The 24541-nt window shown below is 68.9% G+C and carries 24 protein-coding genes and 2 tRNA genes; 14 read left to right on the forward strand and 12 right to left on the reverse strand.

Translation table 11 applies throughout. The annotated features are described in order from the left end of the window. Positions 1-403: 403 nt before the first annotated feature. Complete coding sequence (locus HPS36_RS11895; protein WP_173230305.1) at positions 404-1396, reverse strand: hypothetical protein; 993 nt, start codon at positions 1394-1396, stop codon at positions 404-406. Between the two features lie 438 nt (positions 1397-1834). On the opposite strand from HPS36_RS11895, the gene HPS36_RS11900 reads away from it, so the two are divergent. Together HPS36_RS11900 and HPS36_RS11905 are read left to right on the forward strand one after the other, a co-directional pair. Next, positions 1835-4111, forward strand: coding sequence for a phospholipase D-like domain-containing protein (locus HPS36_RS11900; RefSeq protein ID WP_173230306.1), 2277 nt, complete (start codon positions 1835-1837; stop codon positions 4109-4111). Between the two features lie 267 nt (positions 4112-4378). Beyond that, entirely contained in the window at positions 4379-5743 is a 1365-nt protein-coding gene (locus HPS36_RS11905; protein WP_173230307.1) for a restriction endonuclease, read from the forward strand. 290 nt (positions 5744-6033) lie between these two features. Here the strand turns inward: HPS36_RS11905 and HPS36_RS11910 are convergent. Further along, positions 6034-6108 (reverse strand) — tRNA-Val (locus HPS36_RS11910). 83 nt (positions 6109-6191) lie between these two features. Here HPS36_RS11910 and HPS36_RS11915 point away from each other — a divergent pair. Further along, complete coding sequence (locus HPS36_RS11915) at positions 6192-6719, forward strand: hypothetical protein (protein WP_173230308.1); 528 nt, start codon at positions 6192-6194, stop codon at positions 6717-6719. 34 nt (positions 6720-6753) lie between these two features. Here the strand turns inward: HPS36_RS11915 and HPS36_RS11920 are convergent, their stop codons facing one another. Then, positions 6754-7026 carry a DUF7553 family protein gene (locus HPS36_RS11920; RefSeq protein WP_173230309.1) on the reverse strand — a complete coding sequence of 91 codons (273 nt, stop codon included), beginning with the start codon at positions 7024-7026 and terminating at the stop codon, positions 6754-6756. A gap of 145 nt (positions 7027-7171) precedes the next feature. Beyond that, positions 7172-8128, reverse strand: a complete 957-nt coding sequence (locus HPS36_RS11925; RefSeq protein WP_173230310.1) for an alpha/beta fold hydrolase — start codon at positions 8126-8128, stop codon at positions 7172-7174. 158 nt (positions 8129-8286) lie between these two features. Between HPS36_RS11925 and HPS36_RS11930 the strand changes: the two genes are divergently transcribed. Next, positions 8287-9810, forward strand: coding sequence for a sulfatase-like hydrolase/transferase (locus tag HPS36_RS11930; protein WP_173230311.1), 1524 nt, complete (start codon positions 8287-8289; stop codon positions 9808-9810). Continuing rightward, a complete protein-coding gene (locus HPS36_RS11935; RefSeq protein ID WP_137715953.1) occupies positions 9807-10229 on the forward strand; it encodes a GtrA family protein in 423 nt (140 codons plus the stop codon). The genes HPS36_RS11930 and HPS36_RS11935 overlap by 4 nt, the downstream gene beginning before the upstream one ends. Before the next feature lie 52 nt (positions 10230-10281). On the opposite strand, the gene HPS36_RS11940 is transcribed toward HPS36_RS11935, so the two are convergent. The 5 genes from HPS36_RS11940 to trmY form a co-directional block, all read right to left on the reverse strand. After that, the gene (locus HPS36_RS11940) at positions 10282-10983 is read right to left on the reverse strand and encodes a TVP38/TMEM64 family protein (RefSeq protein ID WP_053772733.1); all 702 of its coding nucleotides are present in this window, start codon (positions 10981-10983) and stop codon (positions 10282-10284) included. Positions 10984-11088: 105 nt separating this feature from the next. Then, positions 11089-11862 carry a DUF429 domain-containing protein gene (locus HPS36_RS11945; RefSeq protein ID WP_173230312.1) on the reverse strand — a complete coding sequence of 258 codons (774 nt, stop codon included), beginning with the start codon at positions 11860-11862 and terminating at the stop codon, positions 11089-11091. 92 nt (positions 11863-11954) lie between these two features. Beyond that, positions 11955-12027: transfer RNA gene (locus tag HPS36_RS11950), tRNA-Pro, on the reverse strand. A 378-nt stretch (positions 12028-12405) separates the two neighbouring features. Beyond that, positions 12406-12822, reverse strand: coding sequence for a CHY zinc finger protein (locus tag HPS36_RS11955; protein WP_173230313.1), 417 nt, complete (start codon positions 12820-12822; stop codon positions 12406-12408). Then, entirely contained in the window at positions 12803-13417 is a 615-nt protein-coding gene (gene trmY / locus HPS36_RS11960; RefSeq protein WP_173230314.1) for a tRNA (pseudouridine(54)-N(1))-methyltransferase TrmY, read from the reverse strand. Before trmY ends, HPS36_RS11955 begins: the two co-directional genes overlap by 20 nt. 50 nt (positions 13418-13467) lie before the next feature. Between trmY and HPS36_RS11965 the strand changes: the two genes are divergently transcribed. Next, a complete protein-coding gene (locus tag HPS36_RS11965; protein WP_173230315.1) occupies positions 13468-13608 on the forward strand; it encodes a hypothetical protein in 141 nt (46 codons plus the stop codon). A gap of 45 nt (positions 13609-13653) precedes the next feature. Here the strand turns inward: HPS36_RS11965 and pyrF are convergent, their stop codons facing one another. After that, positions 13654-14484, reverse strand: coding sequence for an orotidine-5'-phosphate decarboxylase (gene pyrF / locus HPS36_RS11970; protein ID WP_173230316.1), 831 nt, complete (start codon positions 14482-14484; stop codon positions 13654-13656). A gap of 160 nt (positions 14485-14644) precedes the next feature. Here pyrF and HPS36_RS11975 point away from each other — a divergent pair, with 160 nt between their 5' ends. Beyond that, positions 14645-15931: an MFS transporter gene (locus HPS36_RS11975; protein ID WP_173230317.1), complete on the forward strand. Its 1287-nt coding sequence runs from the start codon at positions 14645-14647 to the stop codon at positions 15929-15931. A gap of 25 nt (positions 15932-15956) precedes the next feature. Here HPS36_RS11975 and HPS36_RS11980 read toward each other — a convergent pair whose 3' ends face one another. Next, positions 15957-17261, reverse strand: a complete 1305-nt coding sequence (locus HPS36_RS11980) for a carboxylate--amine ligase (protein WP_173230318.1) — start codon at positions 17259-17261, stop codon at positions 15957-15959. Between the two features lie 152 nt (positions 17262-17413). On the opposite strand from HPS36_RS11980, the gene HPS36_RS11985 reads away from it, so the two are divergent. Both HPS36_RS11985 and HPS36_RS11990 read left to right on the forward strand, forming a co-directional pair. Beyond that, a complete protein-coding gene (locus HPS36_RS11985) occupies positions 17414-17965 on the forward strand; it encodes a DUF5813 family protein (RefSeq protein ID WP_173230319.1) in 552 nt (183 codons plus the stop codon). Between the two features lie 39 nt (positions 17966-18004). Then, entirely contained in the window at positions 18005-18328 is a 324-nt protein-coding gene (locus tag HPS36_RS11990; RefSeq protein WP_121563963.1) for a hypothetical protein, read from the forward strand. Positions 18329-18362: 34 nt separating this feature from the next. Here the strand turns inward: HPS36_RS11990 and tmk are convergent, their stop codons facing one another. Continuing rightward, entirely contained in the window at positions 18363-18956 is a 594-nt protein-coding gene (tmk, locus tag HPS36_RS11995; protein ID WP_121563965.1) for a dTMP kinase, read from the reverse strand. Positions 18957-19122: 166 nt separating this feature from the next. Between tmk and HPS36_RS12000 the strand changes: the two genes are divergently transcribed. The 5 genes from HPS36_RS12000 (at position 19123) to cofC (ending at position 24451) form a co-directional block, all read left to right on the forward strand. Then, a complete protein-coding gene (locus tag HPS36_RS12000) occupies positions 19123-20511 on the forward strand; it encodes a hemolysin family protein (protein ID WP_173230320.1) in 1389 nt (462 codons plus the stop codon). A gap of 100 nt (positions 20512-20611) precedes the next feature. Next, positions 20612-21475, forward strand: coding sequence for a universal stress protein (locus HPS36_RS12005; protein WP_173230321.1), 864 nt, complete (start codon positions 20612-20614; stop codon positions 21473-21475). 117 nt (positions 21476-21592) lie between these two features. Further along, entirely contained in the window at positions 21593-22489 is an 897-nt protein-coding gene (locus tag HPS36_RS12010) for a complex I NDUFA9 subunit family protein (protein WP_173230322.1), read from the forward strand. Between the two features lie 109 nt (positions 22490-22598). Next, on the forward strand, positions 22599-23777 hold the full coding sequence (locus tag HPS36_RS12015) for a tubulin/FtsZ family protein (RefSeq protein WP_173230323.1): 1179 nt from the start codon (positions 22599-22601) through the stop codon (positions 23775-23777). A gap of 17 nt (positions 23778-23794) precedes the next feature. Next, positions 23795-24451, forward strand: a complete 657-nt coding sequence (gene cofC, locus HPS36_RS12020; protein ID WP_173230324.1) for a 2-phospho-L-lactate guanylyltransferase — start codon at positions 23795-23797, stop codon at positions 24449-24451. The last annotated feature ends 90 nt before the right edge of the window (positions 24452-24541 follow it).

The raw sequence follows: 24541 nt of genomic DNA on the forward strand, positions 1-24541 counted from the left end.
CGAACGTACCAATTTTCAATTGCTACGCCCGGGTGCGGTTTTGAATCAGGCGTTGTAGATCTACATTACCCGAATAGAATTCAACATCTGGTTATTGTAATTATTCTATTTTGAGTGGTGTCAAGATCGTTCCGCTGCCCATTGGTTTTGACCAGATCGTTACACGATTACATTACAGGACTCCGAACTCCGGTCCCTCGATTTTCGAGAGGTTGTTGTCCATCTCAATGTGTACGAAGGCTGTCAGTGGGGTGTACCGGACGGCAAGTTCCGGAGTGATTTTCTACTCCGGAACGGGGTGTGACGCGCGAATTCACGATGTCCGGGTGTCGAAATCAGACCAGTAATAGTACCGTTGTGTACCCCATTTAGGGGAAAGTGGTGGGGGTGTGTGGAAATCGAGCTACCAGTTAACTGAGGTGATCTGATCTCGGCTGAGCTCCGGGGCGTTTGCCCCGAGGGTGTCTTGGTTGAGCCGCCATGTAGTCGTCCAGTCGGCGACGGCCCAGTCGTGCGCGTCGTTGTCGTACGCGTCCTGGATTCGGTCTCGGCCTGCGGAGATACTGAACTCTGAATTGAACGTACCGTTCGGGAGGGTACCGAGGCCGTCCCGGTTGTGCCAGTGGTTGAACACTCGGTACGCTGTGCGGCGCGTGTCGAAGACGGCTATCGGTTTGGCTCCTCGCCGGTCTAACTCTCGTAGCTTTCGGTACGTGGCCCGGTGGAGTTTCCAGTTGTTGTGACCGGTGAGAACTTCCCGGGCGATTGTTCGACCGCGCTGGTCGTTGGCGATCGCGTCTATCGTGTAGCCGTTCCAGTCGTAGTAGCTTGCGCCGTTCCACCCACGAATGGTGTCGTGGAGTCGGACAAGGCCGACCGTAACGCGATGTGTGAGTCCTTCGTGTGGGTCGCCGCGCAGGGTCGGATACGCTTCGCTCTCGTTGATGTGGACGCGGGCCTTGTCGTTGAGGTCGTACCAGGCCTGCTTGCGGAACAGGGTCGTCGGTTTGAGGAAGCCAGTGGTGGTTTCGAACCAGTCGGCATCGGTGAACGCGAGCAGCGTATCACGGCCGAGCCTCGTGTTGTAGTATAGCCGATTGAGTTCGGTTTCATCCAGGTCGTGAGTGATGTGTTTGATCGTCGGGCAGCGGTCAGCAAGCAAGTGAACGCCGCACACGACGTCACCGTTCCACAGCTTCGTAATCCGGCGCAGCAGCGTTCGCCTGTCCTCAGTAATAGGGACGGACGGGTCGAGTGATTTCGAGACTCGTCGCTCCCATCCCTTCGGGAGAACGCCGCGCGGTCGCGGCGGGTCGAGCGGATCGTAGAAGAAGCGTTTTTCGAACTCTCCCGGGGTGTACCACTGTAATCTCGGGCGGTTGTACGTGTTGATCATCAACACGTGGTTATCGAATGCCGTCGCCTTCGGAATCTCAAAGCCGATCGCAGACCAGTCACACTCTTCCTCGTTACGCGGGATAGGGCGACACCGGCTCAGATCATCATCCGTACGAGCCGGGAACACTTCGAATGCGTAACTCCCACGAGGATCACGTAGTCCAGGCCTCCCATACAGTGGGGCGTCGTTCAGCCAGTGATCATCATATGCCGCTTCGAACGGGCTCAATCGCATATTCAAAACTAGCACCGACAGCGCCAAAATAGATCGCCCTGAAACCGCCTTAGAAATCCTCTACTACGCATTCACAGCATGTGATCCCGACTCACAGCACGACCAAATTACGCTGATCGAGTGTCGGCTTCACTGGTGAGCACCGCGTGTTACTATCACTCCGTGGCTCGCTTTTATTCGTGTCATCGCGCTGTATTCTCCATGGACGAACTGACGGCAAACATCTCGTTCGACCGGTTCGCGGATATGCCGGAGTTCTACGGGTCAGGTGCGGCGAAGTACCGGTTGGCGATGGTGAAAAGCCGGGATGATTTCTTGGAGTTGTTCGAAGGCGCGGATCACGTGGACGCGGTGACGTACGCCGAGACGCCTGAGCTGATGGTACAGATGCTGACCGAGTACGGTATCGGGTCGCTCGACGTGCTGATCGGGAACGCCGACGATTACGCCGACCAGGTGAACGAAGTGGCGACGGCTCGGTCATTGGTCCAGCTTCGGCAGGACGACCGGCTCGTCGTTCGCTTGAAGAACCGGAAAACGGTTCACTCGAAGATCTACCGGATCGTCATGCCGGACGACACGGTGAAACTCGTTCAAGGGTCGGCGAACCTGTCGCGGAACTCGTGGGAGTACCACACGAACCAGATTTCGGTGATGACGACCGAGCTCGGCACGGAGCTGGACGAGGCGTTCGAACGGTTCATCGATCAGTACCGAGACGGGTACAGCAGCCAGACGCTGCTGGAAGGCCTCGTCGAAGCGCTCGAAGACGCGGACTCCCCCGAAGAGCGCGAAAACCGGATCGAGTACTGGGTCGGGGCCGGCGATCTTGACGTGAGTGACACGGCCGCGCTGAACCAGGACGCCGTCGAGGATCTACAAGCGGTCGCGGACCACGTCACGGCCGTCGTCGAAGACCCTGAGGAGGCCGACGAAACGGTCGCGTTCGTCGAAGATCCGGACGCCGCTGATCGAACCGTCGTCGAACCAGAAGCGGCCGGAAGCGAGGAGTCAAGCGACGCTGCCGACGAGGATGCGGAACCGGACGTTGGGCTCGTCGAATCGGAGCACGAAACGGGGCTGACGGACACGCTCGATCGCCCTCGTGTCAGGACGCCCGATGAGCGGATCCGGATGGGGACGAGTAAGGTCGATAAGGACACCGCGGACGAGTTCGGGGCGAGTCTCCGCGATCGCGGCGCGACGATCGAGGATCACAGCATCACCGCGCCGCTCAGCGCGTACAACACGCAGGTGAAGGAATCGACGGCGATCCCGACGATGACGGTGCTGCCGGACGCGGAGCAAGTCGTGATCGGCGAGCAAGACGAGATGATCTTCGTCGCCACCGAGGAACCGACGCCGGCGGTGTTGGATCACTGCCTCGAAACGATCGAAGACTACATCGAGACCGTCGAAAACCACGGGCACACGCAGTCCGAGACGGCGGTGATGGCGCAGATGTACGAGGCGTTCCTCTACGGGTTCTGGGCCCCGTTCGCAAACCAGTACGCCGAGGCGTTATCATCGCCGTCACGCACTCTCGATAACGTCCTCCAGCACCTGTACATCGAAGGGAAAAGCGACGCCGGGAAGGACAAACTCACCGAGTACATCCTCCGACTGATATCGGACAACACCGTTATTTCCGGAGTGGACGCCGACGACGTCGGCGTCAAAGAGATCCGCGGGATTCGGGAGTGGAACACGAGTTTCCCGTACGCGATCATCGACGCGGAGAAAGAGAAGATACAGCGGTGGAGTCCGATCCGGAACTACTGGGGCGACTGGACGCCGACGAGCGTCGATCAGCCGTGCCTGATTTTCACGACGAACGACGCGCTCCCGAAATCTGAGTTCCGGAACCGGATGAAGATCCTCAGCATGGACGTGTCGTTCCCGTCGAACCCGGAAGACCCGGGGTTCCGCGCGGCGCAAGACGACCTCGCGGAGGTGCTCGAACGGCAGAACCCGATCTTCAGTTACGTCGCGCGACGGATGCTCACCGACAAACCCTGGACTGACGGGAACGGAACGATCGAAGACGTTCGCCGTATCGTTCGGGAGTTCTACGAGGAAGCCGGCCGAAAGCAGCCGGAGTACTTCCCCGCCGACGAGCCGGCCGAGAAAACGTACGACACGGGGCGGCTCAAATGGCAGCGCGACATTCAGGGCGGCCGCGTCACCTTCGAATCGGAGCCCGACGCGATCACGGCTGATTTCGACCGCGAAGAGTACGAGGTGTACGACTACGAGAAACGTCTCCCTAAGCGGTTCATGTCCGAGAAGTCCTCAACGAGCGTGTACATCGGCGCACCCGATGAATTCGCCGAGTGGATCGGGTACCCGGTCGAAGAGCTCCTCGGAGATCCCGCTGAGACCGAGACGCGGCCAGATAATCGACAAGAAAACGAAACCGAGGACGGTGACGCTGACGAGTCAAGCGGCTTCCTCTCCCGGCTTCTGGGCAGGTCATAGCGAGCACCCCGTAGAAGTGTTTCTGGCATTCTCCGTCAGAGCATCTCAAAACTCGCTACGATTCACGCCGACGGTTCTCTGACCGGTAACCGTTGTGCCTCATATTGATTCTATAATCGGAACGACATAGCAGAAATCATGATTTCTGAAATCACGATTTCCGAAATCGCTATTTCGGAATTCGTGAGTTCCATTTGCGTAGACGGATTGCTTTGGAAGTTTCAATAGAGCCTTTATTAGGCGACTGACACAATTGGCGTGCGTTCAATGCCGGTCTTGGATGACCTCTCCGGATTCGAGTTCGAAGACGTGATGGAGGACGTCTTTCGGAACCTCGGGTACGAGAACGTCCGGCAGGCGGAACGCACGGCCGACGAGGGGCGCGACGTTTTGATGGAAGGGGTCGTCGACGGGACGCGGCGCGGGGTCGTCGTCGAGTGTAAGCACACGGGGACGGTCGGGCGGCCGGTGGTCCAGAAGTTACACTCGGCGATTGCGACGTTCGAGTTCGACGGGCCGAAACGCGGGATGGTGGCGACGACCGGTCGGTTCACCGGCCCGGCCGTCGAGTACGCCGAGCGACTCCGGCGGAACGACGACCCGTACCCGATCGAGCTGATCGACGGCGAGGATCTACGCGAGATCGCGGACGACATCGGGCTGGACCTGTACAACGGGCGGATCGAAATCCTGTGCGATGAGACGCTCAGACCGCACGACCCAGCGATGTCGGTGACGGCACCCGTCGAAGAAGTGTTCCAGAACATCGACAACATCGAGTCGGCGGACCTTCCCGCGCCGCACTCTCACGTCACGTTCCGCCCGGTCGTCGCCGTGACGGCGGACACGAACGCGGTGTTCGAGACATCCGTCGGCGTGATCCACCAGGTCAACGACCGGTCCCGGTTCGTCGTCCACGCCGAACGCGGCCACCCGGAAACCGCGTCCGGTGACGTCTCGAAGCTGGTAATAGAGAACCTCCACGCGACCGTCGATCTCGATGCGGGCCGGTTCGAAGATCGGTTCGACGCGGTCGAGGAGCGACGGTTCGGGCAGACGCAGACCGAGTACAAGGACTGGGCCGTCGACCGACTCCGGGACCACCACACGACGACGGTCTCCTACACGGGAGACAACAACGTCACGTACACGAAAACGTGCGAGCCGAAGCGCTCTGATATTTCAGTCCACTCGATCGAACCAGTGTACGTGCCGCAGGTTCGGCACACGACTGAATTAGGGGAGTACACGTATCCGTACGAGTACTTCGCGGCGGGGCCGTCGCGCGTGACGAGCGAGGACGGGATTCACCGATGCGTCCACTGCGACACGGCCGGGACCGACGCGACCTACACGTACTGCGCGAACTGCGGGAGCATCAACTGCGACTCGCACATCAGAACGGAGCGCCTAGAGGGGACGCCCGTCTGTACCGGGTGCGCGGTGACTGAACGGTTCGCGTTCAAAACGAAGTATTTCTACGACGCGGAGAACCGGGACGCGTTCCGTGAGGAGTACGACGCCATGCCGTTCTACGAGAAAGCGCAGGAGAACACGGCGCTCGCCGTCGGCGCGACGGCCGTCGCCGTCCTCGTCGTGCTTGGAGCCCTCCTCAGTATCGGTGGTCTCTGACAGATCTCCCCTATCGCGTTCGCTTTCGAGGTTAACCGGTGCCGGTCAGCGGAATCTCTTCAGAGTGAGCGTCTTGCCCGGCGCGCGCGGAGGTCCGCGACGCCACCAGATACTTATACATCGATCCGAGTCATATAACCGGATTCCCGGACGGAGGCGACCAGCATACGCCGACCGGTTGAGTTAGGAAGTTTCCGACCCCCCGAAAACGCGGCACAAAATCACGATTCGGGAGCTAGCGAGTCTGAAGGTGAAGAAATCACACGGTTACAGTCCGTGCGTACTACGTATGGGTTGGGGCGGATTCGAACCGCCGGCCTGCTCCGTGTGAAGGAGCCGTCATAACCTGGCTAGACCACCAACCCGCTCGTGTCGAGGTATCCGACGTCCGGACTTAAGAGTTACTTTACGCCGAAGCTTCATTTCGCGGCCGCCCGGATCCCCCGTCGTGACCCACGAACTCCGCTTCCTCGAACGCCTCCGCCAGAACGTCGCGAGTCTCCTCCACGCGCCGCTGTCGCTCGTCGGCCTCTACGCCGAGCGGGAGACGCCACGAGAGCAGTACGCGCTCACGCTCCGCGAGCCGTACCCGGTCGTCGAGGCGCGGCTCCACCGGCTCGGGTTCGTGCGCAACCTCGTCTCCTCGCTCAAGTACCGCGACTACGAGACGCCCCCGCAGACGACCGTGGCCAGTTGGGTCCGGTACCCGGAGGGGGCGCTCGAAAGCGACGACCAGCTTCACCTCGCGCTGTACGCCGGCGCCGACCGCTCGACGACCGACGTGTACGCTCACTGGGAGCCGTCGTGGATCCGGCACCCCATCCGCCACTACCGCGCGACGGACGTCGACGCAGAGGAGGGGATCCGACGAGTGCGGTCGCTGTTCGAGGCGGCCGGTGTCGAGTACGCGGTGCTGCCCGCCGAACAGCGGATCGGCGTCGACGCGGCCGCGACGGCCGGGCCGCCGCTGAAGTAGGTCGGCGTCCGCGATCGCGCCGAGAGGAGCGCCGTTACTCCGCGGCGGTGTCCTTGCCGCGGTACTCCGCGACGCGCTTCCGAGCGGACGCGACCGCCTCGCGGGCCTCGCCCTCGGCGCGCTCTTCGAGCTCCTTCAGGTCCGCCTGGAGCTTGTCCAGCCGCGAGGGCTCCGGCTCCTCGTCCTCCCGGCCGACGAGCTCTTTCACCCGTTCCTCGACGGGCGCTAACTCCTCTTTCACGCCCGCCTTCGCGTGTTCCGCTGCTCGACCGAGGTAGTACCGTGCGTCTTCGAAGTGCTTGCTCATATCTGTCCTTTGGTGAAGGGCAGATATAATCTTTGTGGCGACGGACTGAGGACAGTATTCGTCGCGGCGCGTCGTCCATCCCGAACGCCGAGCCCAACTCGGGAACGCCGAGCCCGACTCGGGAACGCCGAGACCGCTCCGGGGACTACTCTCGCGCGCCCGGCGGCAGCGGGTCGGCGTGGTCCGCGATCGCCTCAGCGACGCGGTGGGGGTGTTCGTGGACGACCCAGTGGCTCGCCTCGTCGATCACGAGCAGCCGGCCGTCGGCGCAGTGCTCGACGCTCTCGTTGGCAAGTCGGCGCGCGAGGAACCGATCCTGTGCGCCCCAGACGACCAGCGTCGGCACCGTCACCTCCGTCGTCGCCGGCTCGGGACGGTCGCGGACGATCGCGCGGTACCAGTTCACCATCGCCTCGAAGGCGCCGTCCCGGTCCCACGCGCGGCGATAGCGCCGCAGGTCCTCGTCGGTGAATGTGCCCGGCGCGCTCGTGTCGCGTAACGCGTTCGTCGCGAGCCGCCAGTTCCCGGCGCTGGCGATCGCTTCGGGCAGCTTGGGGAACTGGAACGCGAGCACGTACCAGCTCTTGAGCCGCTGGTCCCACGAGGTGCGGAGCGCCCGCTCGAAGACGGTCGGGTGCGGGACGTTGACGGCGACCAGCTCGGAGACGCGGTCCTCGTGGTGGAGCGCGAGCCACCACGCCACCGCCGCGCCCCAGTCGTGTCCCGCGACCGCCGCCCTCTGCCGGTCGTACGCGTCGATCAGCCCGACCACGTCGCGCGCGAGTTCGTCGATCCGGTAGTCGCGCACGGCCGAGGGCTTCCCGGAGCAGTTGTAGCCGCGCTGGTCCGGGACGACGACGCGGTAGCCCGCGTTCGCGAGCGACGCGATCGCGTCGTGCCAGCCGTACCAGAACTCGGGGAAGCCGTGGAGCAGGACCAGCAGTTTCCCGTCTTCCGGGCCCGCCTCGACGACGTGGAGCGGCACGCCGTTCGTCTCGACCGCGCGGGATCGCCCCGGAACCGACTCGGGAATCTCGTCGTCGGGGACCGACTCCGGCAGCGCCGCGTCGTCGACCGGCCGGCCGGTTGGCGTCTCGTCCATGTCGACACGGTGTGTCGGCACCGGCAAATAGGTACGCTCGACGGGAGATGCGCGGGATCGAAATCCTCAAGCCGCTGGCTACCGCCGTTCCACGTATATTCGCGGATCCCGAAGTCCGCCGCGGTGAGCGCGTTCTCCGGGGATTCGCATCGTACCCTATGACATCTGACTCGTCGACCCCTTCAGCCGCGGACGCGGACGCGTCGACCGACGACGCGCCCGTCTCCAACGTCGTTCTCGTCACCGTGGACTCGCTCCGCGCGGACGCCGTCTCCCCGTACGACGCCGAGCGCCGCTCGCCGGTGATCGACGACCTCGCCGACGGCGGGACGGTGTTCGACCGCGCGTTCGCGACCGGCAACTGGACGCCGTTCTCGTTCCCCGCCATCCTCGCCTCCGAGCCGGTGTTCGCGCGGACGGGCGACATCGGCGTCGACGAGTCGGTGACGCTCGCGGAGGCGCTCTCCGACGCCGGGATCGCGACCGGCGGGTTCAACGCCGCGAACGGGTTCCTCACCGAGCACTGGGGGTACCCCGACGGGTTCGACGAGTTCGAGCCGTTCGTCACGAGCGTCGGCTCCAGCGTCTACAGCCGATACCTCGCCGCGCACCCGACCGTCGAGGCGTGGATCCAGCTCGCCACCTCGCCGATCCGCCGGCTCGGCTCGAAGCTCCGCGGCGACAGCGACGACCGCCCGTTCCTCGACGCCTCGCGCATGTTCGACGTCGAGGACGCCGCGACCGCGTTCGTCGACGACACCGACGAGCCGTTCTTCCTGTGGGTCCACTACATGGACACGCACACCCCGTACGTGCCCGCGCCGCGGTACATCCGTGAGGTGTCGGACGGCATCGTCGGTACCCACCAGATGCTCCACGCGCACGCCCGGACGAGCCTCGGCCTCGAAGTCGGCGAACGGACCCTCAACGAGCTGCGGACCCTGTACCAGGCGACGGTGCGGCAGGTCGACGCCAGCGTCGGCCGGCTGCTCGACGCCCTGGACGCGGCCGGCGTCCGCGACGACACGGCGGTCCTGCTCGCCGGCGACCACGGCGAGGAGTTCCAGGAACACGGCCACCTCGCGCACTACCCGAAGCTGTACGACGAGCTGATCCACGTCCCGTTCGTGGCCGACGTCCCCGGGCTCGACCGCGGGCGGGTCGACGGCCGGGTCGGGCTGGACGCCATCCCGCCCACCGTGGCCGACCTCCTCGGCGTCGACGCGCCCGACGACTGGCACGGCGAGTCGCTCCTCCCGGCGCTGCGCGGCGACGGGGCGCCCTCGGAGACAGACGAGGAGTCGGCCGCCGACCCGGTCGTCTCGGTGACCGTCCGCGGCGAGGACGTGACCCAGCAGCCGATCCCCCGATCGCTGTCCGACGGCGACCTGTTCGTCAGCGCGCGCGACGACGACTGGACGTACATCGAGAACGTCGACGCCGGCGAGCGAGAGCTGTACCACCGCCCCTCCGACCCGACCCAGCAGACGAACCTCGCGGTCGACCCCGACGCGGAGGCGCAGGCGGTCATCGAGCGGTTCGCGCCCGTCGTCGACGCCCACGCGGAACTGCTCCGCGAGCGCGGCGCGGCGGCGGCCGCCGCGGCCGCCGAGCGCGGCGAGGACGAGGGGGAGGTCGACGAGGACCTCGAAGCCCGCCTCGAAGCGCTCGGGTACAAATGATCCGAGCGGTCCTGCGCGACCTCGCGAGCGGGCCGATCGCGGTCCAGATGCGGCGGTTCGTCGTCGTCGGCGCGCTCACCGCAGGGCTCCAGTTAGCGCTGCTCTGGCTGTTCGTCGACGCCGCGGGACTGAACTACCTCGTCGGCGCGACCATCGCCATCGAGATCACGATCGTCTGCTCGTACGTCCTCAACAACGCGTGGACGTTCCGTGCGAGCCGCAACACGGGCGTCTCCGAGTACCTCACCGGACTGCTGAAGACGAACCTGGTCCGCGGCACCGCGATCCCGATCCAGCTCGGCGTCCTCGCCGCGCTCGTCGAGTGGGGCGGCGTGATGTACCTCGTCGCGAACGTGGTCGCGATCATCATCAGCGGCCTCTACCGCTTCGTGCTCGACGCGCAGTGGACGTGGGGGTAGCCCCGGGGTCGATCACCGTCGGACCGCTCGGCCGACGAGCGCGCCGCGCGCCTCAGAACGGGAGTCGCGGCTCGACCCGTTCGACGAGGTCCCGGACCGCCTCCTGCTTGTAGTAGCCGACCGCGGACGCGGCGACGACCAGCCCCACCAGCGCCATCGCCGAGAGGAACCGCCCGCTGGCGAGCTCCCCGCCGGCGTACACCGTCAGCACGTACGCCGGGAGCCGCCCCACGGCGATGACGCCCATGAACGTCGGCAGCGACCACTTGGTGAGGCCGCTCAGGAAGCAGATGGCGTCGTCCGGGAGGCCGGGGATGATGACGAACGCGAACAGCCCGGGGACGCCCACGGTGTCGACGAACCCGTCGAACCGCTCGATCACGTCCTCGTGGATGACGTTCTCGACGAAGGAGCGACCGTACCGCTTCGAGAGCGAGAAGGCGACCGCGCTGCCGATGAGCACGCCGGTGAGGCTGTACACGGTACCCCACAGCGAGCCGAAGAGGAAGCCCGCGACGAGGGCGACGACCTGACCCGGAATCGGGGCGACGACGACTTGGAGGGCCTGGAGACCGATGAACACGATGGGGGCGAAGACGCCGAACTGGTCGAGCCACGTCCGGAGGGCCTCGGCGTTGGTGAGGAAGCCGGCGTAGCGGCTCACGAGGACGTAGAGCCCGACCGCGAGGACCGCGACGCCGACCGCGGCCGCGATCCCCCGCCGGCGGTCCGCCCGCGAGGAGAAGAGTTTCATTCGTGTCGTAGCGGGCGACAGAGGGACTTGAACCTTACCAACGTCGGAATCGGATCTCGGTCGTCGCCCCCTGGGAACGTCGGCGGGCCCGACCCCGGGCCCGCCTCACGCCAGCGGCTCCGCGCTCCAGTACGCCATCCGCATCGGGATCCCCTCGGCGTCGCGGTAGTCGGCGTCGCCCGGGAGGAACCGGAGTTCGTCGGCCGGGCGGCGCGCGACGACGGCGAGCGCGAGCGCGTCGACCGCGTCGTCGACGGTCGCGTCCGCGGTCTCCGCGAGGTCGGGCGCGTCGTCGGCCAGCCCCCGACAGACATCCCCGAGCGCGGCGCCCGGCTCGTCGAGGTGGTCGGCGAGCGCGTCCAGCCGCTCGCCGACGCCCGGCGCACCGGTCTTCGAGTGGTCGAGCGACCGTCCGGCGAGCCCGCGGAAGCACACCTCCGGGTGCGCCTCTATCACCGCCTCGCGCGCCGCCTCGTCCCCTCGGAGGAACGCGTCGACCTCGCCGACCGCCGGCGCGATGTGGTACGACTGCCGGCTCAGTCCCTTGTCGAGGTCCCGTCGGTTCCGCTCGCTCACGGTATCGTAATCGGCCCCGTCCATCGCCGCCTCGCACGCGCCCCGCGACGGGACCGGGAACACGCTGCTCGGTCGGCCGCTGGCCGACCGCGCGGCCGCGTCGACGGCCTCCCGGGCCGCCAGCGTCTCCGCGTCGTCCGGGAGCCCGATCGGCACGTCGACCAGGATCCGATCGACGCCGTCCGCCCACAGCGCTTCGAGGTCGCGTTCGAGGCGCGCGTCCGGCTCGCCGTCCCCGTCGATCACGACCGCGAGCCACGCGCCGCCCGCCCAGTCGACGCCCGCGACGGTGTCGGTTGGCATTACCGATCGGTTCCGGCTCGGGACACTCAATCGATTCGGTGCGTCGGAACCCGAGCGCCGCGGCTCGTCGGGGCGAACGGATGCGGGAGAAGTGGGCCGGCACGAATTTGAATCGTGGTTACGGCCACCCGAAGGCCGAAGGATACCAAGCTACCCCACCGGCCCGCACTCGACAGAAGGCCGCTCGTTCTTTTAATCCTTCCGAAAGGGGGGCGATCAGCGAGGTTCTGATGGAACGCGAATCGGCGAGGAGCAAGCAAATTGGTGGCAGCCGCGGACACCTCCAAAGCCCCAGCCGCGAGGCCGCAGTACGCTCGTTGCGCGCTTCAGTCTCTCACTCCGTTCGCTCCTTCCAGTGCTTCCATCGCCTACTGCGGCCTCGCGGCTGCCCCTTTGAGTCCTGCCCAAGACAGCACCGCACCTCACGCCTCCCCAGCCTCGCGGTTCGCGCTCTCCGAGCGCTCACCGGCTCCCTCGCGCGTGCTCCTCGCGGCCGCCGCAGGCGGCCACTCGCAGGCACGCGCCACCGCACCGCGCCATGCCTTATAAATCGTCATTGTCGTCCCCGTCGTCCGACTCCGACATCTCGAAGTACCGGTCGCGGTGCTTCCGACAGCCCGGGTTGAACGCGGCGCTACACGACGGGCACGTGTCGTCGTCAGCATCGAGGTACTCGCGGGCCGTGAGCGTCGTCCCGCAGGCGCCGCACAGCACCGCCGGCTCGTCGAAGCGGTCGCGGGGCCACGGGACCGCCTCGTGGTCGGCGGCCGCGTCGTGGCAGGCGTCGCAGGGGTAGTACGTCTCACAGCAGCCGAACCGGAGCGCGATCACGTCCACGGGGTCGTCCCAGTGCGCGCAGCGCGTCTCGGGGTCGACGGCGACGCCGCGGAGGGAGACCGCGAAGCGCGCGTCGGTGTCTGGCGCGGTCGTCGTCTCGCGGTCAGTACTCGGCGTAGCCATCGGTGTCGAGCCAGTTGTGGACCACGGTGACGGCGTGGTCGGCGTGGAGCAGTTCGGGGCCGACGCGCAGCCGCCGCTCGGCGCGCTCGGCGACCGCCTCGGCCTCCTCGGGCGCGAAGTCGTGGTGGTCGGAAAGCACGAACACGGGGTCCTCCGGAGGCTCGGCGTCGACGAGCGGGTCGCCGTCCTCGTGGAGCTGAACGAGCGTCCCGTCGGGGCCGCGCCCGCCGTCGCCGACGAGCCGGTCGAGGGTCGCGTCGAGCCCCATCCGGCGGATCTCGACGCCCGGCGACACGTCCGCGGGCATGTGCCCGATCGCGTCCGCCTTCGCGTCGAGCGCGTCGCGGATCCGCGCGGCGACGTTGCGCTCGTCGGGGTGGAGGTGGCGGACCGTGTCGGCGTCGACGGTGACGGTGAACTCGTCGGCGATCACGAGGTGGACCCGGACCGACTCGCGGATCCCGTGCGAGAGGAACAGGCCGGCGCTCACGCATCGACAGAGGAGGTCGAGCCGGCCGGCCCCGGGGATGTCGGACAGCGAGATCGCGTCGGGGTCGGTGGGCACGTCGCGGCCGATGACGACGAACTGGCGCATGTCCGGGGCTCGCCCCCGACCCTCATAAGCCGTGCGACCCAACCGCCGCCGTGAGCCTCACCGGACTCTGCCAGGTCTGCGAGGCGGCGACCGCGAGCCGGACCTGCGACCGCTGCGGGCGCGCCGTCTGCGACGACCACTGGGACGAGACCGCCCGCGCCTGCTCGGGCTGTGCCGCCGGGCGAGGGTAGCGACGCCCGAGCCGACGCCCGCCGGAACGCCTCGCAGTCGGCGACCTATCGGTGGCGGTTCAGCCGCTTCTTGAGTCGCTTGGCCGCGTCGCCCGCGGCGCCGAAGTACGTCGCCTCGTCGTCGGGGCGGCTCGACTCCTCGCCGGCGAAGATGATGCCGCGCGAGGAGTTCACGAGCCCGACGTCGACAGGGAGGTCGGGCCGGGACGCGAGCCCGTGTTCGACCGCGGCCTCCGCGTCGCCGCCCTGCGCGCCGACGCCGGGCACGAGGAACGGGATCTCGGGCACGATCTCGCGGACCGTCTCCAGCTCGTCGGGCGTCGTCGCGCCCACGACCAGGCCGACGTTGCCGTTCGCGTTCCAGGTGTCCGCGAGCGCGGCGACGCGCTCGTAGATCGGCTCGCCGGAGGCGAGTTCGAGGTCCTGGAGGTCGGTCCCGCCGGGGTTCGACGTGCGACAGAGCGCGAACACGCCCTTGTCCGCGCGGTCGAGGAACGGCTGGAGCGAGTCCCGGCCCAGGTACGGGTTCACCGTGATCGCGTCGACGTGGTCGAGGATCCCGGCGTACTGACGCGCGGTGTTCCCGATGTCGCCGCGCTTGGCGTCGAGCAGGACGGGGACGCCCTTACCCTCGGCGTACGCCGCGGTCTCGCGGAGCGCGCGCCAGCCGTCCGGGTCCTCGTAGAAGGCCGCGTTCGGCTTGTAGCAGGCGGCGTGCTCGTGGGTCGCGTCGATGATCCGGCGGTTGAACGCCCACCGCGGGAGGTCGGCGTCGGTCACGGTCTCGGGGAGTCGGCTCGGGTCGGGGTCGAGCCCGACCGACACGACGCTGTCGACCGCCTCGATCCGGTCCGCGAGCGTCTCGAAGAAGCCCATACGCGCCCTGCGTCGGCGGGCGCACTAACCGTTGTGTTCCGCGGCCGCGCCCCGAGGACCGCGGGCGAGCGTCCCCGCCGGCCGAGCCGGCGTATGTGCCGACCCGGGGGCGCCGTAATAACAGGATACACCAGTCGGCCCCTCGTCGGTCGCCACACGCATGGCCGGTCGCACGGGCGGTGGGCTCCGGACGGCGGTCTCCGGACCCATCCTCAAGTACTACGTCTACAAGGCGACGAAGTCGGTCGAGTTCTACCGGCCGATCATGTACCTCTTCTTCCTGGCGCAGGGGCTCTCGTTCACGCAGATTGCCGTCCTGGAGGCGCTGTATAACCTGACGACCGTGTTCGGCGAGATCCCGACCGGGTACGTCGGCGACCGCGTCGGGCGGCGCAACAGCCTCCTCATCGGGACGGCGCTCATCTCGGCGACGCTCCTCGGCATCGGCCTGTCGGACTCGTTCCTCCCGCTCGCGGGGCTGTACGTCTGCTGGTCGCTGGGCTACAACTTCCGCTCCGGAAGCGAGGACGCGTGGCTCTACGACACGCTCACCGACGACCTCTCCGAGGACGAGTTCGCGCACGTCCGGGGGCGCGGCGAGTCCGCGGCGCTGGCCGTCGGCGCCGTCGCGGCGGTCCTCGGCGGGTACCTCGGCCGCGTCGACCTCTCGTACCCGTGGTTCGTCGCGGCCGGCGTGACGAGCCTCGGCGTCGCGGTGCTCCTCACCCTCGACGAACCGGAGACGTACAAGGAGACCGACGCGGACGACCTGACCCTCCGCCGGACCGTCGGCATCGTGCGGGAGGTCCTCTCGCGCCGTCGGATGCGCTCGTTCCTGCTGTACTACTACGTCCTGTACGCCGCCATCACGTACCTCGCGTTCGTCTTCCTCCAGCCGGTGTTCGAGACCGTCGTCCTCGACCTCGGGGTCGCGCGGTCGCGGGTCGAACCCCTCCTCGGGTGGTTCTACGCGGCGTACAGCCTCGTCGGCGCGGTCCTCACCTACTACACGGGGGCGATACGGGACCGGATCGGGCTGCGGACGTGGTTCCTCGCGCTCCCGTTCGCCGTCGGCGGCGCGCTGCTCGGGATGTACTTCGTCCCGGTGCTCGCGCTCCCGACCTTCCTCCTGATTCGGGGGGTGTCGGACGTCACGCGGTCGTTCGCCGGGCAGTACGTCAACGACCGCGCGGAGACGCTGGGTCGCGCCACCGTCCTGAGCGCGATGGCGATGGTGAGCGGGCTCGCGGTCGTCCCGTTCCAGCTCGGCAGCGGCGTCGTCTCCGACGCCGTCTCGCCGCTGTTCGCGCTCGGCGTCGGCGGCGGCGTCCTCGTCGTCGGGGCGACGGCCATCCTCCTCTGGCGGGTCCCGATCGGCGACGAGCCGACCGACGGCTCGGGTGGTGAACGCCCGGACGGCTCGGGTGACGAACGCCCGGACGACTGAGGCGCTCGCTCGGCGCCGCCGCCCGCTAGCAGGAGCAGTAGTACTCGCGGTCGACGAACTCCGTCTCGAACAGCTTCGCCGCCGGGCCCGGGTCGGAAGGCCGGTACACGCCCGTCGTCGGGCCCCCCTCGCGCTCGAACGCGCCGGAGACGAGCCGGCGCCAGTCGGCCGCCGACAGCTGGTCCCAGAAGGCGTCGTCGCCCGCCAGAAGCGAGAGGTAGTCGCGGAGGTACACCCACCGCGTCGGCTCGACGCCGTCGGACTCGTAGCTCGCGTCGGTGACCGCGGCGTAGGCGGCCATCGGGAGGTTCGCGCCCGCGGCGACCGGCATCGAGATCCACTTCCACGGGCGGGTGTTGACGTCGAGCAGCAGGAACTCCTCGCGGTCGGCGTCGTAGACGAACTCCGACTCGCTGATCCCGTGGTACCCGGCGTCGTCGAGGACGGCGAGCGCGCGCTCCTCGATGGCGGGCTCGTCGGCCGTCTCGACCAGACAGGAGGTGCCGAAGTTGCGCGGGTACCGGACCGCGGCGTTGCCGACGACGGCGAGCGCGTCGTCGCTCCCGGACGGCGGGACGTAGGAGGCCAGCGAGTGGTCGCGACCCGTCGCGATGTCGACGCGCTTCTGGGCCATCACGGCGATCCCCTCCTCGCTCGCGGCCGCGACGACGTCCGCGAACTCCCCGCGGTCCGCGACCTCGATCACGTTGGTGCCGAACGCCTCCTCGAAGTCGCGCTTGAGCTCGGGTTTCACCACCAGCGGGAACCCGAGCGCCTCGGCCGCCTCCCTGACCGTCGCGTCGGGGTCGCGCGTCGCCGCCGCCGCGGTCTCCTCCAGCCGGTACGTCTCCGGGTAGGGCACGCCGAGCGCCTCGCAGGTCGCGTACAGCTCCGACTTGTTCAACACGTCGTCGAGCGTCTCGCTGCCGGCGAACGGGAGCCGGACGCCGTCGGGGTCGGCCTCGGCGTACGACAGCGCCCACTCGTCCATACAGCCGAACGCGACCGCCTCGGTGCCCGCGGCGTCGACGACCGCCTCCACGTCCTCGCGGAACCCGTCGAGGTCGTCGAGCGGGTACGTCACCGCCCCCGCGTAGTCGACCGCGTCGGACGGCGGCGCGAGCCCGTCGTGCGCGACCGTCCCGGCGTCCGTCCCCGCGTCGCCGCCCGCCCGGTCGAGCGCGATCACGGGCACGCCGTGGGCGTCGAGCGCGCGGGCGACCCCGAGCCCGGTGATGTGCGCGTTGCTGACGAGCGCCGGCGGCCGGTCGAACTCGGCGTCCGCGAGCGCGTCGATCAGTCCCTCCGTGGACCGGAACGTGTCTGCCATACCCCGCCTCGTCGGCGGACGCACAAAAGGGTCCCACGTACCGGCCCGGAGTGCCCGTATCGAGGACGGAGCGGGGAACGGTCCGCGTCGGCGGTCGCAGTTCGCGCGGGCGACGCGAGCGGCTTTTCAGGGCGCGTCGCCTCCGGATCGGTATGACCGAAACCGAGGACGACGCCGAGCGCGTCGACGACGCCGACGACGCCGCCCCGGCCGACGAACTCCCCGACCGGGTCCGGCGCGCGTTCGCGGACCACGGCTCGTTCGAGCGCGAGGGCGACGCCTGGGTCTCGACGACCACCGCGTTCGACGGGCGCGTCCGCGCCGAGCCGGCGGCCGAGGGACGGATCGGGTTCGCGGTCACCGTCCGCGTGCCGACGCTGTCGGCCGTTACCGCCGACGAGGTGGCCGACGTGGTCGAGGACGGCTGGGCCGACACGTTCGAGCGCCGCGCGGTCGACGTGGGCGGCGTCACCCGGATGAACCGCGAGTTCGACCCCGTCGTCGAGCGCGAGGGCGACGAGATAGCGGTCACTTACGAGTTCGTCGACATCAACGAGCGTCGCGGCGTCGACGACGCGGGCGCGCTGATCGACTTCGTCGAGGGGACGTACGTCCAGGGCGTCATCCCGGGCTACGAGTACACGGCGCCCGTCTCCGACCTGCTCTCGGCCGCGCGGCAGCAGGGCGGCGGCGGTCCCATCTGAGGCCGATAGGGGGAAGTGTCGGCGGCCCGTACGGCAACCATGCTCGCGCTGTTCGGGTTCGGCAGCCTCCTCGCCTTGGTGGCGTTCCACACGTTCCTCGCCGGGGTCGCGACCCGGTTCTTTCGGATTCAGCTCTCCACGTCGTGGGGGTCGGTCCTCTACACGCTCGTGTTGACCCCCCTGCTCCTGCTCGTCTCCACGCTCGTGTTCACCGGCGCGCTCGGCGTGGGGACCGGGATCGACGTTGGGAGTTCGACGATCCTGCTGGCGCTCCTGATCGCGCTCCCGCTGGCGCTCGGGATCGCCATCGACTACCTCTACGTCCCGTCGCCGGACGACTACGAGCTGCCGGACACGCGCTGACGGCGACAGCCGTCGCCCGCGACCCTCCCGGCGGTCAGCGGTCGACCAGGCCGGCCACTATCTCCTCGACCCGAGCGACCACGTCCTCCGGCGCGCGCGTCGCGTCGACGCGATGAAACCGGCCGGGGTCGGCGTCGATCAGCCGCTCGTAGTTGTCGCGCACGGCGGCGAGGTAGCCGTCGCGCTCGAACTTGTCGGTCCGGCCCGCCCGCTCGGCCGCGGTCTTCGGGTCCAAGTCGAGGTAGATCGTCGCGTCCGGCGGGCGCGAGAAGGCGGCGTGGATCCCTCGGACGTACTCCAGCGGCCGCTCGATCCCGGCGTCCGAGCGCGCGAGCGTCGCTCCCTGATAGGCGAACCGCGAGTCTGAGTACCGGTCGGCGATCACGAGGCCGCCGTCCGCCAGCGCCGGTCGCACCGTCTCCGAGAGGTGGTTCGCGTGGTCGGCGGTGTACAGGAACAGCTCCGCGAGCGGGTCGGCGTCCGGGTCGCCCATCGAGCGCCCGACCGCCTCGCCGTACCAGCTGTCGGTGGGCTCGCGGGTGAACGTCGCGTCGGGGTACACGTCCTGGAGCGCCTCCCAGACCGTCGTCTTACCGCTGCCGTCGAGCCCCTCCAGCGTGATCAGCATGGTGGCGTTCCGACGCGGCGAGGAATAAACGGCGCGGGTCCGGACCGTACGGGCGGGCCCGCTCACCGGTTGCGACCCCGGTCCGACCGCCCCTTTTTGTGACCCCTTCCCGAACGACCGCCATGGTCGTCGACTCCTCGGTCGCCCGCGCGCTCGGAGGGGACGGATGGTAGCGGTCGCCGTCTCGGTCTCTCGCGTGGCGGCGGCCCTCGCGCTGGTCGCGTTGAACGGCTTCTTCGTCGCCTCGGAGTTCGCGTTCGTCAGGATCCGGGCCACCTCGGTCGAACAGCTGGCCGAGGAGGGGAAGGCTGGCGCGGAGACGCTCCAGGAGGTGATGGGCAACCTCGACGACTACCTCGCGGCGACCCAGCTCGGGATCACGCTCGCGTCGCTCGGCCTCGGGTGGATCGGCGAGCCCGCGGTCGCGGCGCTGATCGAGCCCGTCCTCGGGCCGCTCCTGCCCGAGGGACTGGTCCACCTCGTCGCGTTCGCGATCGGGTTCTCGTTCATCACGTTCCTCCACGTCGTCTTCGGGGAACTGGCGCCGAAGACCATCGCCATCGCGCAGGCGGAGCGGATCTCGCTGCTGCTCGCGCCGCCGATGAAGCTCGCGTACCTGGTCTTCTCGCCCGGCATCGCGGTGTTCAACGGGACCGCGAACGCCTTCACGAGCCTGATCGGCGTGCCGCCCGCCTCGGAGAGCGACGAGACGCTCGAAGAGCGGGAGATCCGCCGCGTGCTGGCCCGCGCCGGCGAGGCCGGCCACGTCGACGAGTCCGAGGTCGCGATGATCGAGGGCGTGTTCGACCTCGACGACACCGCGGCCCGCGAGCTGATGGTCCCCCGCCCCGACGTGGTCTCGCTGCCCGCGGACGCGTCGCTCTCGGCGGTCCGCGAGACGGTCCTCGACGCCGGCCACACCAGGTACCCGGTCGTCGAGCGGGACGACGCCGACCGCGTCGTCGGCTTCGTCGACGCGAAGGACGTGCTGCGCGCGACCGCGGCGGGCGACGACGGCGCCACCGCGAGTGACCTGGCACGGGAGATACTCGTCGTCCCCGAGACGACGAGCGCGAGCGACCTCCTCGTCCAGTTCCGCGACGAGCGCCGACAGATGGCGGCGGTGATCGACGAGTGGGGCGCCTTCGAAGGGATCGCCACCGTCGAGGACGTCGCCGAGGCGCTCGTCGGCGACCTCCGCGACGAGTTCGACGTGGCCGAGCGCCGCCGGACCATCCGCCGGACCGGCGACCGGACGCACGAGGCCGACGGCTCCGTCGCGCTCGCCGACGTCAACGACGCGCTCGGCACCGACCTCAGCGGCGACGGCTACGAGACGCTCGGCGGGTTCGTCCTCGACCGGATCGGGCGCTCGCCCGAGGTGGGCGACGTCGCGGAGACGGACGCGTACGCCTTCGAGGTGACCGCCGTCGACGGCGCGCGGATCTCGACGGTGCGCGTCACGCGGCGCGACGACCCGGCGGGGTCGGCGGACGAGGGCGACGACGGGCAGTCGTCGGGCGGCGGGGACTCGACGGGCGGCGACGCGGCGTAACGGCGCGGCGGTCTCGAGGACCCCTGAGCGGTCCCGCCTCCCCCACGCCGACGCGGCGCCGACGCGAGCGTTTTTCACCCGCGGGCGCGACCGGGCGGGTATGTTCGACCGGATCTGCGTCCCCACCGACGGCAGCGACGCGGCCGCGGCGGCGTTCGACCATGTCCTGGCGATCGCCGCCGACCACGGCGCGACCGTCCACGTCCTCCACGTCGCGGACACGACCCGCGACAGCGTGACGCGCATCGGCGGCGACGTGGTCGACGTGCTGGAGACGGAGGGCGAGTCGATCGTCGAGGCGGCGGCCGCGCGCGCCGCGGAGCGCGGCGTCGACGCGGAGACGGCCGTCGAGCAGGGGGGCGTCCCCGAGACGGTCGTCGACTACGCGGACCGGACCGACGCCGACCTCGTCGCGATGTCCACGCGCGGGCGGCAGGGGGTCGAACGCCTCGTCGGCAGCACCACGGAGCGTGTCGTCCGGCGGTCGCCGGTGCCGGTGCTGGCCCTCCGGCCGGGCGACGAGGCCGTCCCGTACCCGTACGAGGACGTGCTGGTGCCGACCGACGGGAGCCCGGCCGCGACCGCCGCGCTCGACCGCGCGCTCCCGGTCGCCGAACGGGCGGGGGCGACGGTCCACGTCCTCTCGGTCGTCGACACCGGCGGCATCGGCGTCGGGGACCACGTCGAGGTCGACGTGCTCTCGGAGTACGCCGACGACGCGGTCGCCGCGGGCGTCGAGCGCGTCGAGGCGGCCGGGCTGGAGGCGGTCGGCGCCGTCGAGGTTGCCTCCTCGCCCCCCCGGGGGATCCTGTCGTACGTCGACGACCCCGGCGTCGACCTCGTGGCGATGGGGACGCACGGGCGGACCGGCGTGGGCCGGTACCTGCTGGGCAGCGTCGCCGAGCGTACCCTCCGCAGCGCCCCCGTTCCGGTGCTGACGGTCCCGGTCCGGGACGAGGAGTGACCGCGGTCGACCGAGTCAACCCCCTCGCCGCGGCGCTCTCCGCCCCGGATCCCGCCGGCGTCCGCGAGCGTCTGACGCCGCGGTAGGTTTACGGGCCTTCCACGCCTCATGGCTCGCATGAAAGTGTTGGTAGCCGGGGGGACCGGATTCATCGGGTCGTACCTCTGTCGCTCGCTCGCCGACGACGGCCACGCCGTGACCGCGCTCTCCCGATCGCCCGAGGAGGCGCCGGAGGGCGTGACGGGCGTCAGCGGCGACGTGACCGACTACGACTCCATCGCGTCGGCCGTCGAGGGGCACGACGCGGTCGTGAACCTGGTCGCGCTCTCGCCGCTGTTCGAGCCCGACGGCGGCAACCGAATGCACGACCGGATCCACCGCGGCGGGACCGAGAACCTCGTCCGCGCGGCGGAGGACGGCGGCGTCGACGGGTTCGTCCAGCTCAGCGCGCTCGGGGCGGACCCGAACGGCGACACCGCCTACATCCGGGCGAAGGGCGAGGCGGAGGAAATCGTCCGCGACAGCGACCTCGACTGGACGATCTTCCGCCCCTCGGTCGTCTTCGGCGAGGGCGGCGAGTTCGTCTCCTTCACCAAGCGGCTGAAGGGGATGTTCGCGCCGGGGGTCCCGCTGTACCCGCTCCCCGGCGGCGGGAAGACGCGGTTCCAGCCCATCCACGTCGAGGACCTCGTGCCGATGATCGCCGCCGCGGTGACGGACGACGAGCACGCCGGCGAGACCTACGAGATCGGCGGCCCGGAGGTGCTCACGCTCCGGCAGGTGACGGACCTCGTCTACGAGGCGGAACGGAAGGGCGTCACCATCGTCCCGCTGCCGATGCCGCTCGCGAAGGTCGGCCTCTCGGTGCTCGGGGCGGTGCCCGGCTTCCCGATGGGGCCGGACCAGTACCGGTCGCTGAAGTTCGACAACACGACCGCCGACAACGACGTCGGCGCGTTCGGCGTCGACCAGACGGACCTGACGACGCTCGGCGAACACCTCGGGATCCGATGACCGGGGCACCGAACGTGTCAACTGTCCTAATCTCAACGCTGGTAACGGCAACCGAAGGCTTATATACGAGATCGCGTTCTGTTCAGTTCAAACGCGGAGGGAGCACACGATGAAACTCGCAATGATCGGATTCGGACAGGCGGGGGGCAAAGTCGTTGACAAGTTCTTGGAGTACGATAAGCGGACGGGCTCCGAGATCGTTCGAGCCGCCGCGGCCGTCAACACGGCGAAGGCGGACCTCATGGGGCTCGAACACATCGCCGAAGACCAGCGCGTCCTCATCGGCCAGTCGCGCGTGAAGGGCCACGGCGTCGGCGCGGACAACGAACTGGGCGCGGAGATCGCCGAGGAGGACATCGACGAGGTCCAGGGGGCCATCGACTCGATCCCGGTCCACGAGGTCGACGCCTTCCTCGTCGTCGCCGGCCTCGGCGGCGGGACCGGCTCCGGCGGCGCGCCGGTGCTCGCGAAGCACCTCAAGCGGATCTACACCGAGCCCGTTTACGGGCTCGGCATCCTGCCGGGCAGCGACGAGGGGGGCATCTACACCCTCAACGCGGCCCGCTCGTTCCAGACGTTCGTCCGCGAGGTGGACAACCTGATGGTGTTCGACAACGACGCCTGGCGGAAGACGGGCGAGTCCGTCCAGGGCGGCTACGAGGAGATCAACGAGGAGATCGTCCGGCGGTTCGGCATCCTCTTCGGCGCCGGCGAGATCCAGCAGGGCCAGGAGGTCGCCGAGAGCGTCGTCGACTCCTCGGAGATCATCAACACGCTCTCCGGCGGCGGCGTTTCCACGGTCGGCTACGCGGAGGAGGAGGTCGAGGAGCGCTCCTCGGGCGGCCTGCTCTCGCGGCTCCGGGACGACGGCAACGACGAGGAGCTCGACAGCGCCCACACCACCAACCGGATCACCAGCCTCGTCCGGAAGGCGGCGCTCGGTCGGCTCACGCTCCCCTGTGAGATCGAGGGCGCGGAGCGCGCGCTGCTCGTGCTCGCCGGCCCGCCGGAGTACCTCAACCGGAAGGGCATCGAGCGCGGCCGCAAGTGGCTCGAAGAGCAGACCGGCTCAATGGAGGTCCGGGGCGGGGACTACCCGTACCGCGGCGCCGGCTTCGTCGCGACGGTGATCCTGCTCGCGGGCGTCACGAACGTCCCGCGGATCAAGGAGCTTCAGCAGGTCGCCATCGAGGCGCAGGACAACCTCGACGAGATCCGCGAGGAGAGCGACGACAACCTCGACGAGCTCGTCAACGACGACAGCGACGAGCTGGAATCCCTGTTCTAAGACCTCCCGCCGCCGCGATGGAGGTCATCGTTCCCTTCTCGACCGACCGCCCGAAGTCGCGACTCTCCGACGCCCTCTCCCCCGACGAGCGCTCGGCGTTCGCCCGCGCGATGCTCGACGACGTGCTGGACGCCGTCGCCGCCGCCGGCGGCGAGCCGCGCGTCCTCGCCACCGACGCGGTCGACGTGGACCGCCCGGTCACCGTCGACGACCGCCCGCTGACCGCGGCCGTGAACGCGGCGCTCGACGCGCGGCTGGGGGCCGACGGCGACGAGCGCGACGCCGACGGTCCCCCCGAGCCGGTCGCCGTCGTGATGGCGGACCTCGCGCTCGCGACCCCCGACGCGGTCGAGCGCCTGTTCGCGGCCGGGCGCGACGCGGACGTGGCCGTCGCGCCGGGCCGCGGCGGCGGGACGAACGCCTTCGTCGCCTCCCACCCCGAGTTCCGGGTGGACTACCACGGCGCCTCCTACCTCGACCACCGCGACATCGCGGCCGAGGTCGGGGCGTCGTTCGCCGCGGTCGACTCCCACCGCCTCGGGACCGACGTCGACGAGCCGGACGACCTCGCCGAGGTGCTGATCCACGGCGAGGGCCGCGCGGCGGCGTGGCTCCGCGAGGCCGGCTTCGCGCTCGACGCGTCCGAGGGCCGCGTCGCGGTCGTTCGAGAGTGACCGAGACGGGGTCGCCCGAGCCTTTCCCTCCGCCCGTTGCCGCGGTCGTCCCCTCCGCCCGTCGCCGGGCGTAACCGGTTCCGGTGTCGC

The organism is Halorubrum salinarum (assembly GCF_013267195.1).
GTDB classification, from domain to species: Archaea; Halobacteriota; Halobacteria; order Halobacteriales; family Haloferacaceae; genus Halorubrum; species Halorubrum salinarum.

Bases quoted from the DNA above. Each gene is read 5' to 3' on its own strand.
- HPS36_RS11955 (WP_173230313.1), bottom strand. From the start codon at position 12,822: ATGGCTACGCCGAGTACTGACCGCGAGACGACGACCGCGCCAGACACC.
- HPS36_RS11990 (WP_121563963.1), top strand. From the start codon at position 18,005: ATGCTCGCGCTGTTCGGGTTCGGCAGCCTCCTCGCCTTGGTGGCGTTC.
- HPS36_RS12015 (WP_173230323.1), top strand. From the start codon at position 22,599: ATGAAACTCGCAATGATCGGATTCGGACAGGCGGGGGGCAAAGTCGTT.
- tmk (WP_121563965.1), bottom strand. From the start codon at position 18,956: ATGCTGATCACGCTGGAGGGGCTCGACGGCAGCGGTAAGACGACGGTC.
- HPS36_RS11975 (WP_173230317.1), top strand. From the start codon at position 14,645: ATGGCCGGTCGCACGGGCGGTGGGCTCCGGACGGCGGTCTCCGGACCC.
- cofC (WP_173230324.1), top strand. From the start codon at position 23,795: ATGGAGGTCATCGTTCCCTTCTCGACCGACCGCCCGAAGTCGCGACTC.
- pyrF (WP_173230316.1), bottom strand. From the start codon at position 14,484: ATGGGCTTCTTCGAGACGCTCGCGGACCGGATCGAGGCGGTCGACAGC.
- HPS36_RS11935 (WP_137715953.1), top strand. From the start codon at position 9,807: ATGATCCGAGCGGTCCTGCGCGACCTCGCGAGCGGGCCGATCGCGGTC.
- HPS36_RS11920 (WP_173230309.1), bottom strand. From the start codon at position 7,026: ATGAGCAAGCACTTCGAAGACGCACGGTACTACCTCGGTCGAGCAGCG.
- HPS36_RS11930 (WP_173230311.1), top strand. From the start codon at position 8,287: ATGACATCTGACTCGTCGACCCCTTCAGCCGCGGACGCGGACGCGTCG.
- trmY (WP_173230314.1), bottom strand. From the start codon at position 13,417: ATGCGCCAGTTCGTCGTCATCGGCCGCGACGTGCCCACCGACCCCGAC.
- HPS36_RS11900 (WP_173230306.1), top strand. From the start codon at position 1,835: ATGGACGAACTGACGGCAAACATCTCGTTCGACCGGTTCGCGGATATG.
- HPS36_RS11895 (WP_173230305.1), bottom strand. From the start codon at position 1,396: ATGATCAACACGTACAACCGCCCGAGATTACAGTGGTACACCCCGGGA.
- HPS36_RS11940 (WP_053772733.1), bottom strand. From the start codon at position 10,983: ATGAAACTCTTCTCCTCGCGGGCGGACCGCCGGCGGGGGATCGCGGCC.
- HPS36_RS11980 (WP_173230318.1), bottom strand. From the start codon at position 17,261: ATGGCAGACACGTTCCGGTCCACGGAGGGACTGATCGACGCGCTCGCG.
- HPS36_RS11945 (WP_173230312.1), bottom strand. From the start codon at position 11,862: ATGCCAACCGACACCGTCGCGGGCGTCGACTGGGCGGGCGGCGCGTGG.
- HPS36_RS11985 (WP_173230319.1), top strand. From the start codon at position 17,414: ATGACCGAAACCGAGGACGACGCCGAGCGCGTCGACGACGCCGACGAC.
- HPS36_RS12000 (WP_173230320.1), top strand. From the start codon at position 19,123: ATGGTAGCGGTCGCCGTCTCGGTCTCTCGCGTGGCGGCGGCCCTCGCG.
- HPS36_RS11925 (WP_173230310.1), bottom strand. From the start codon at position 8,128: ATGGACGAGACGCCAACCGGCCGGCCGGTCGACGACGCGGCGCTGCCG.
- HPS36_RS11905 (WP_173230307.1), top strand. From the start codon at position 4,379: ATGCCGGTCTTGGATGACCTCTCCGGATTCGAGTTCGAAGACGTGATG.
- HPS36_RS12010 (WP_173230322.1), top strand. From the start codon at position 21,593: ATGAAAGTGTTGGTAGCCGGGGGGACCGGATTCATCGGGTCGTACCTC.
- HPS36_RS12005 (WP_173230321.1), top strand. From the start codon at position 20,612: ATGTTCGACCGGATCTGCGTCCCCACCGACGGCAGCGACGCGGCCGCG.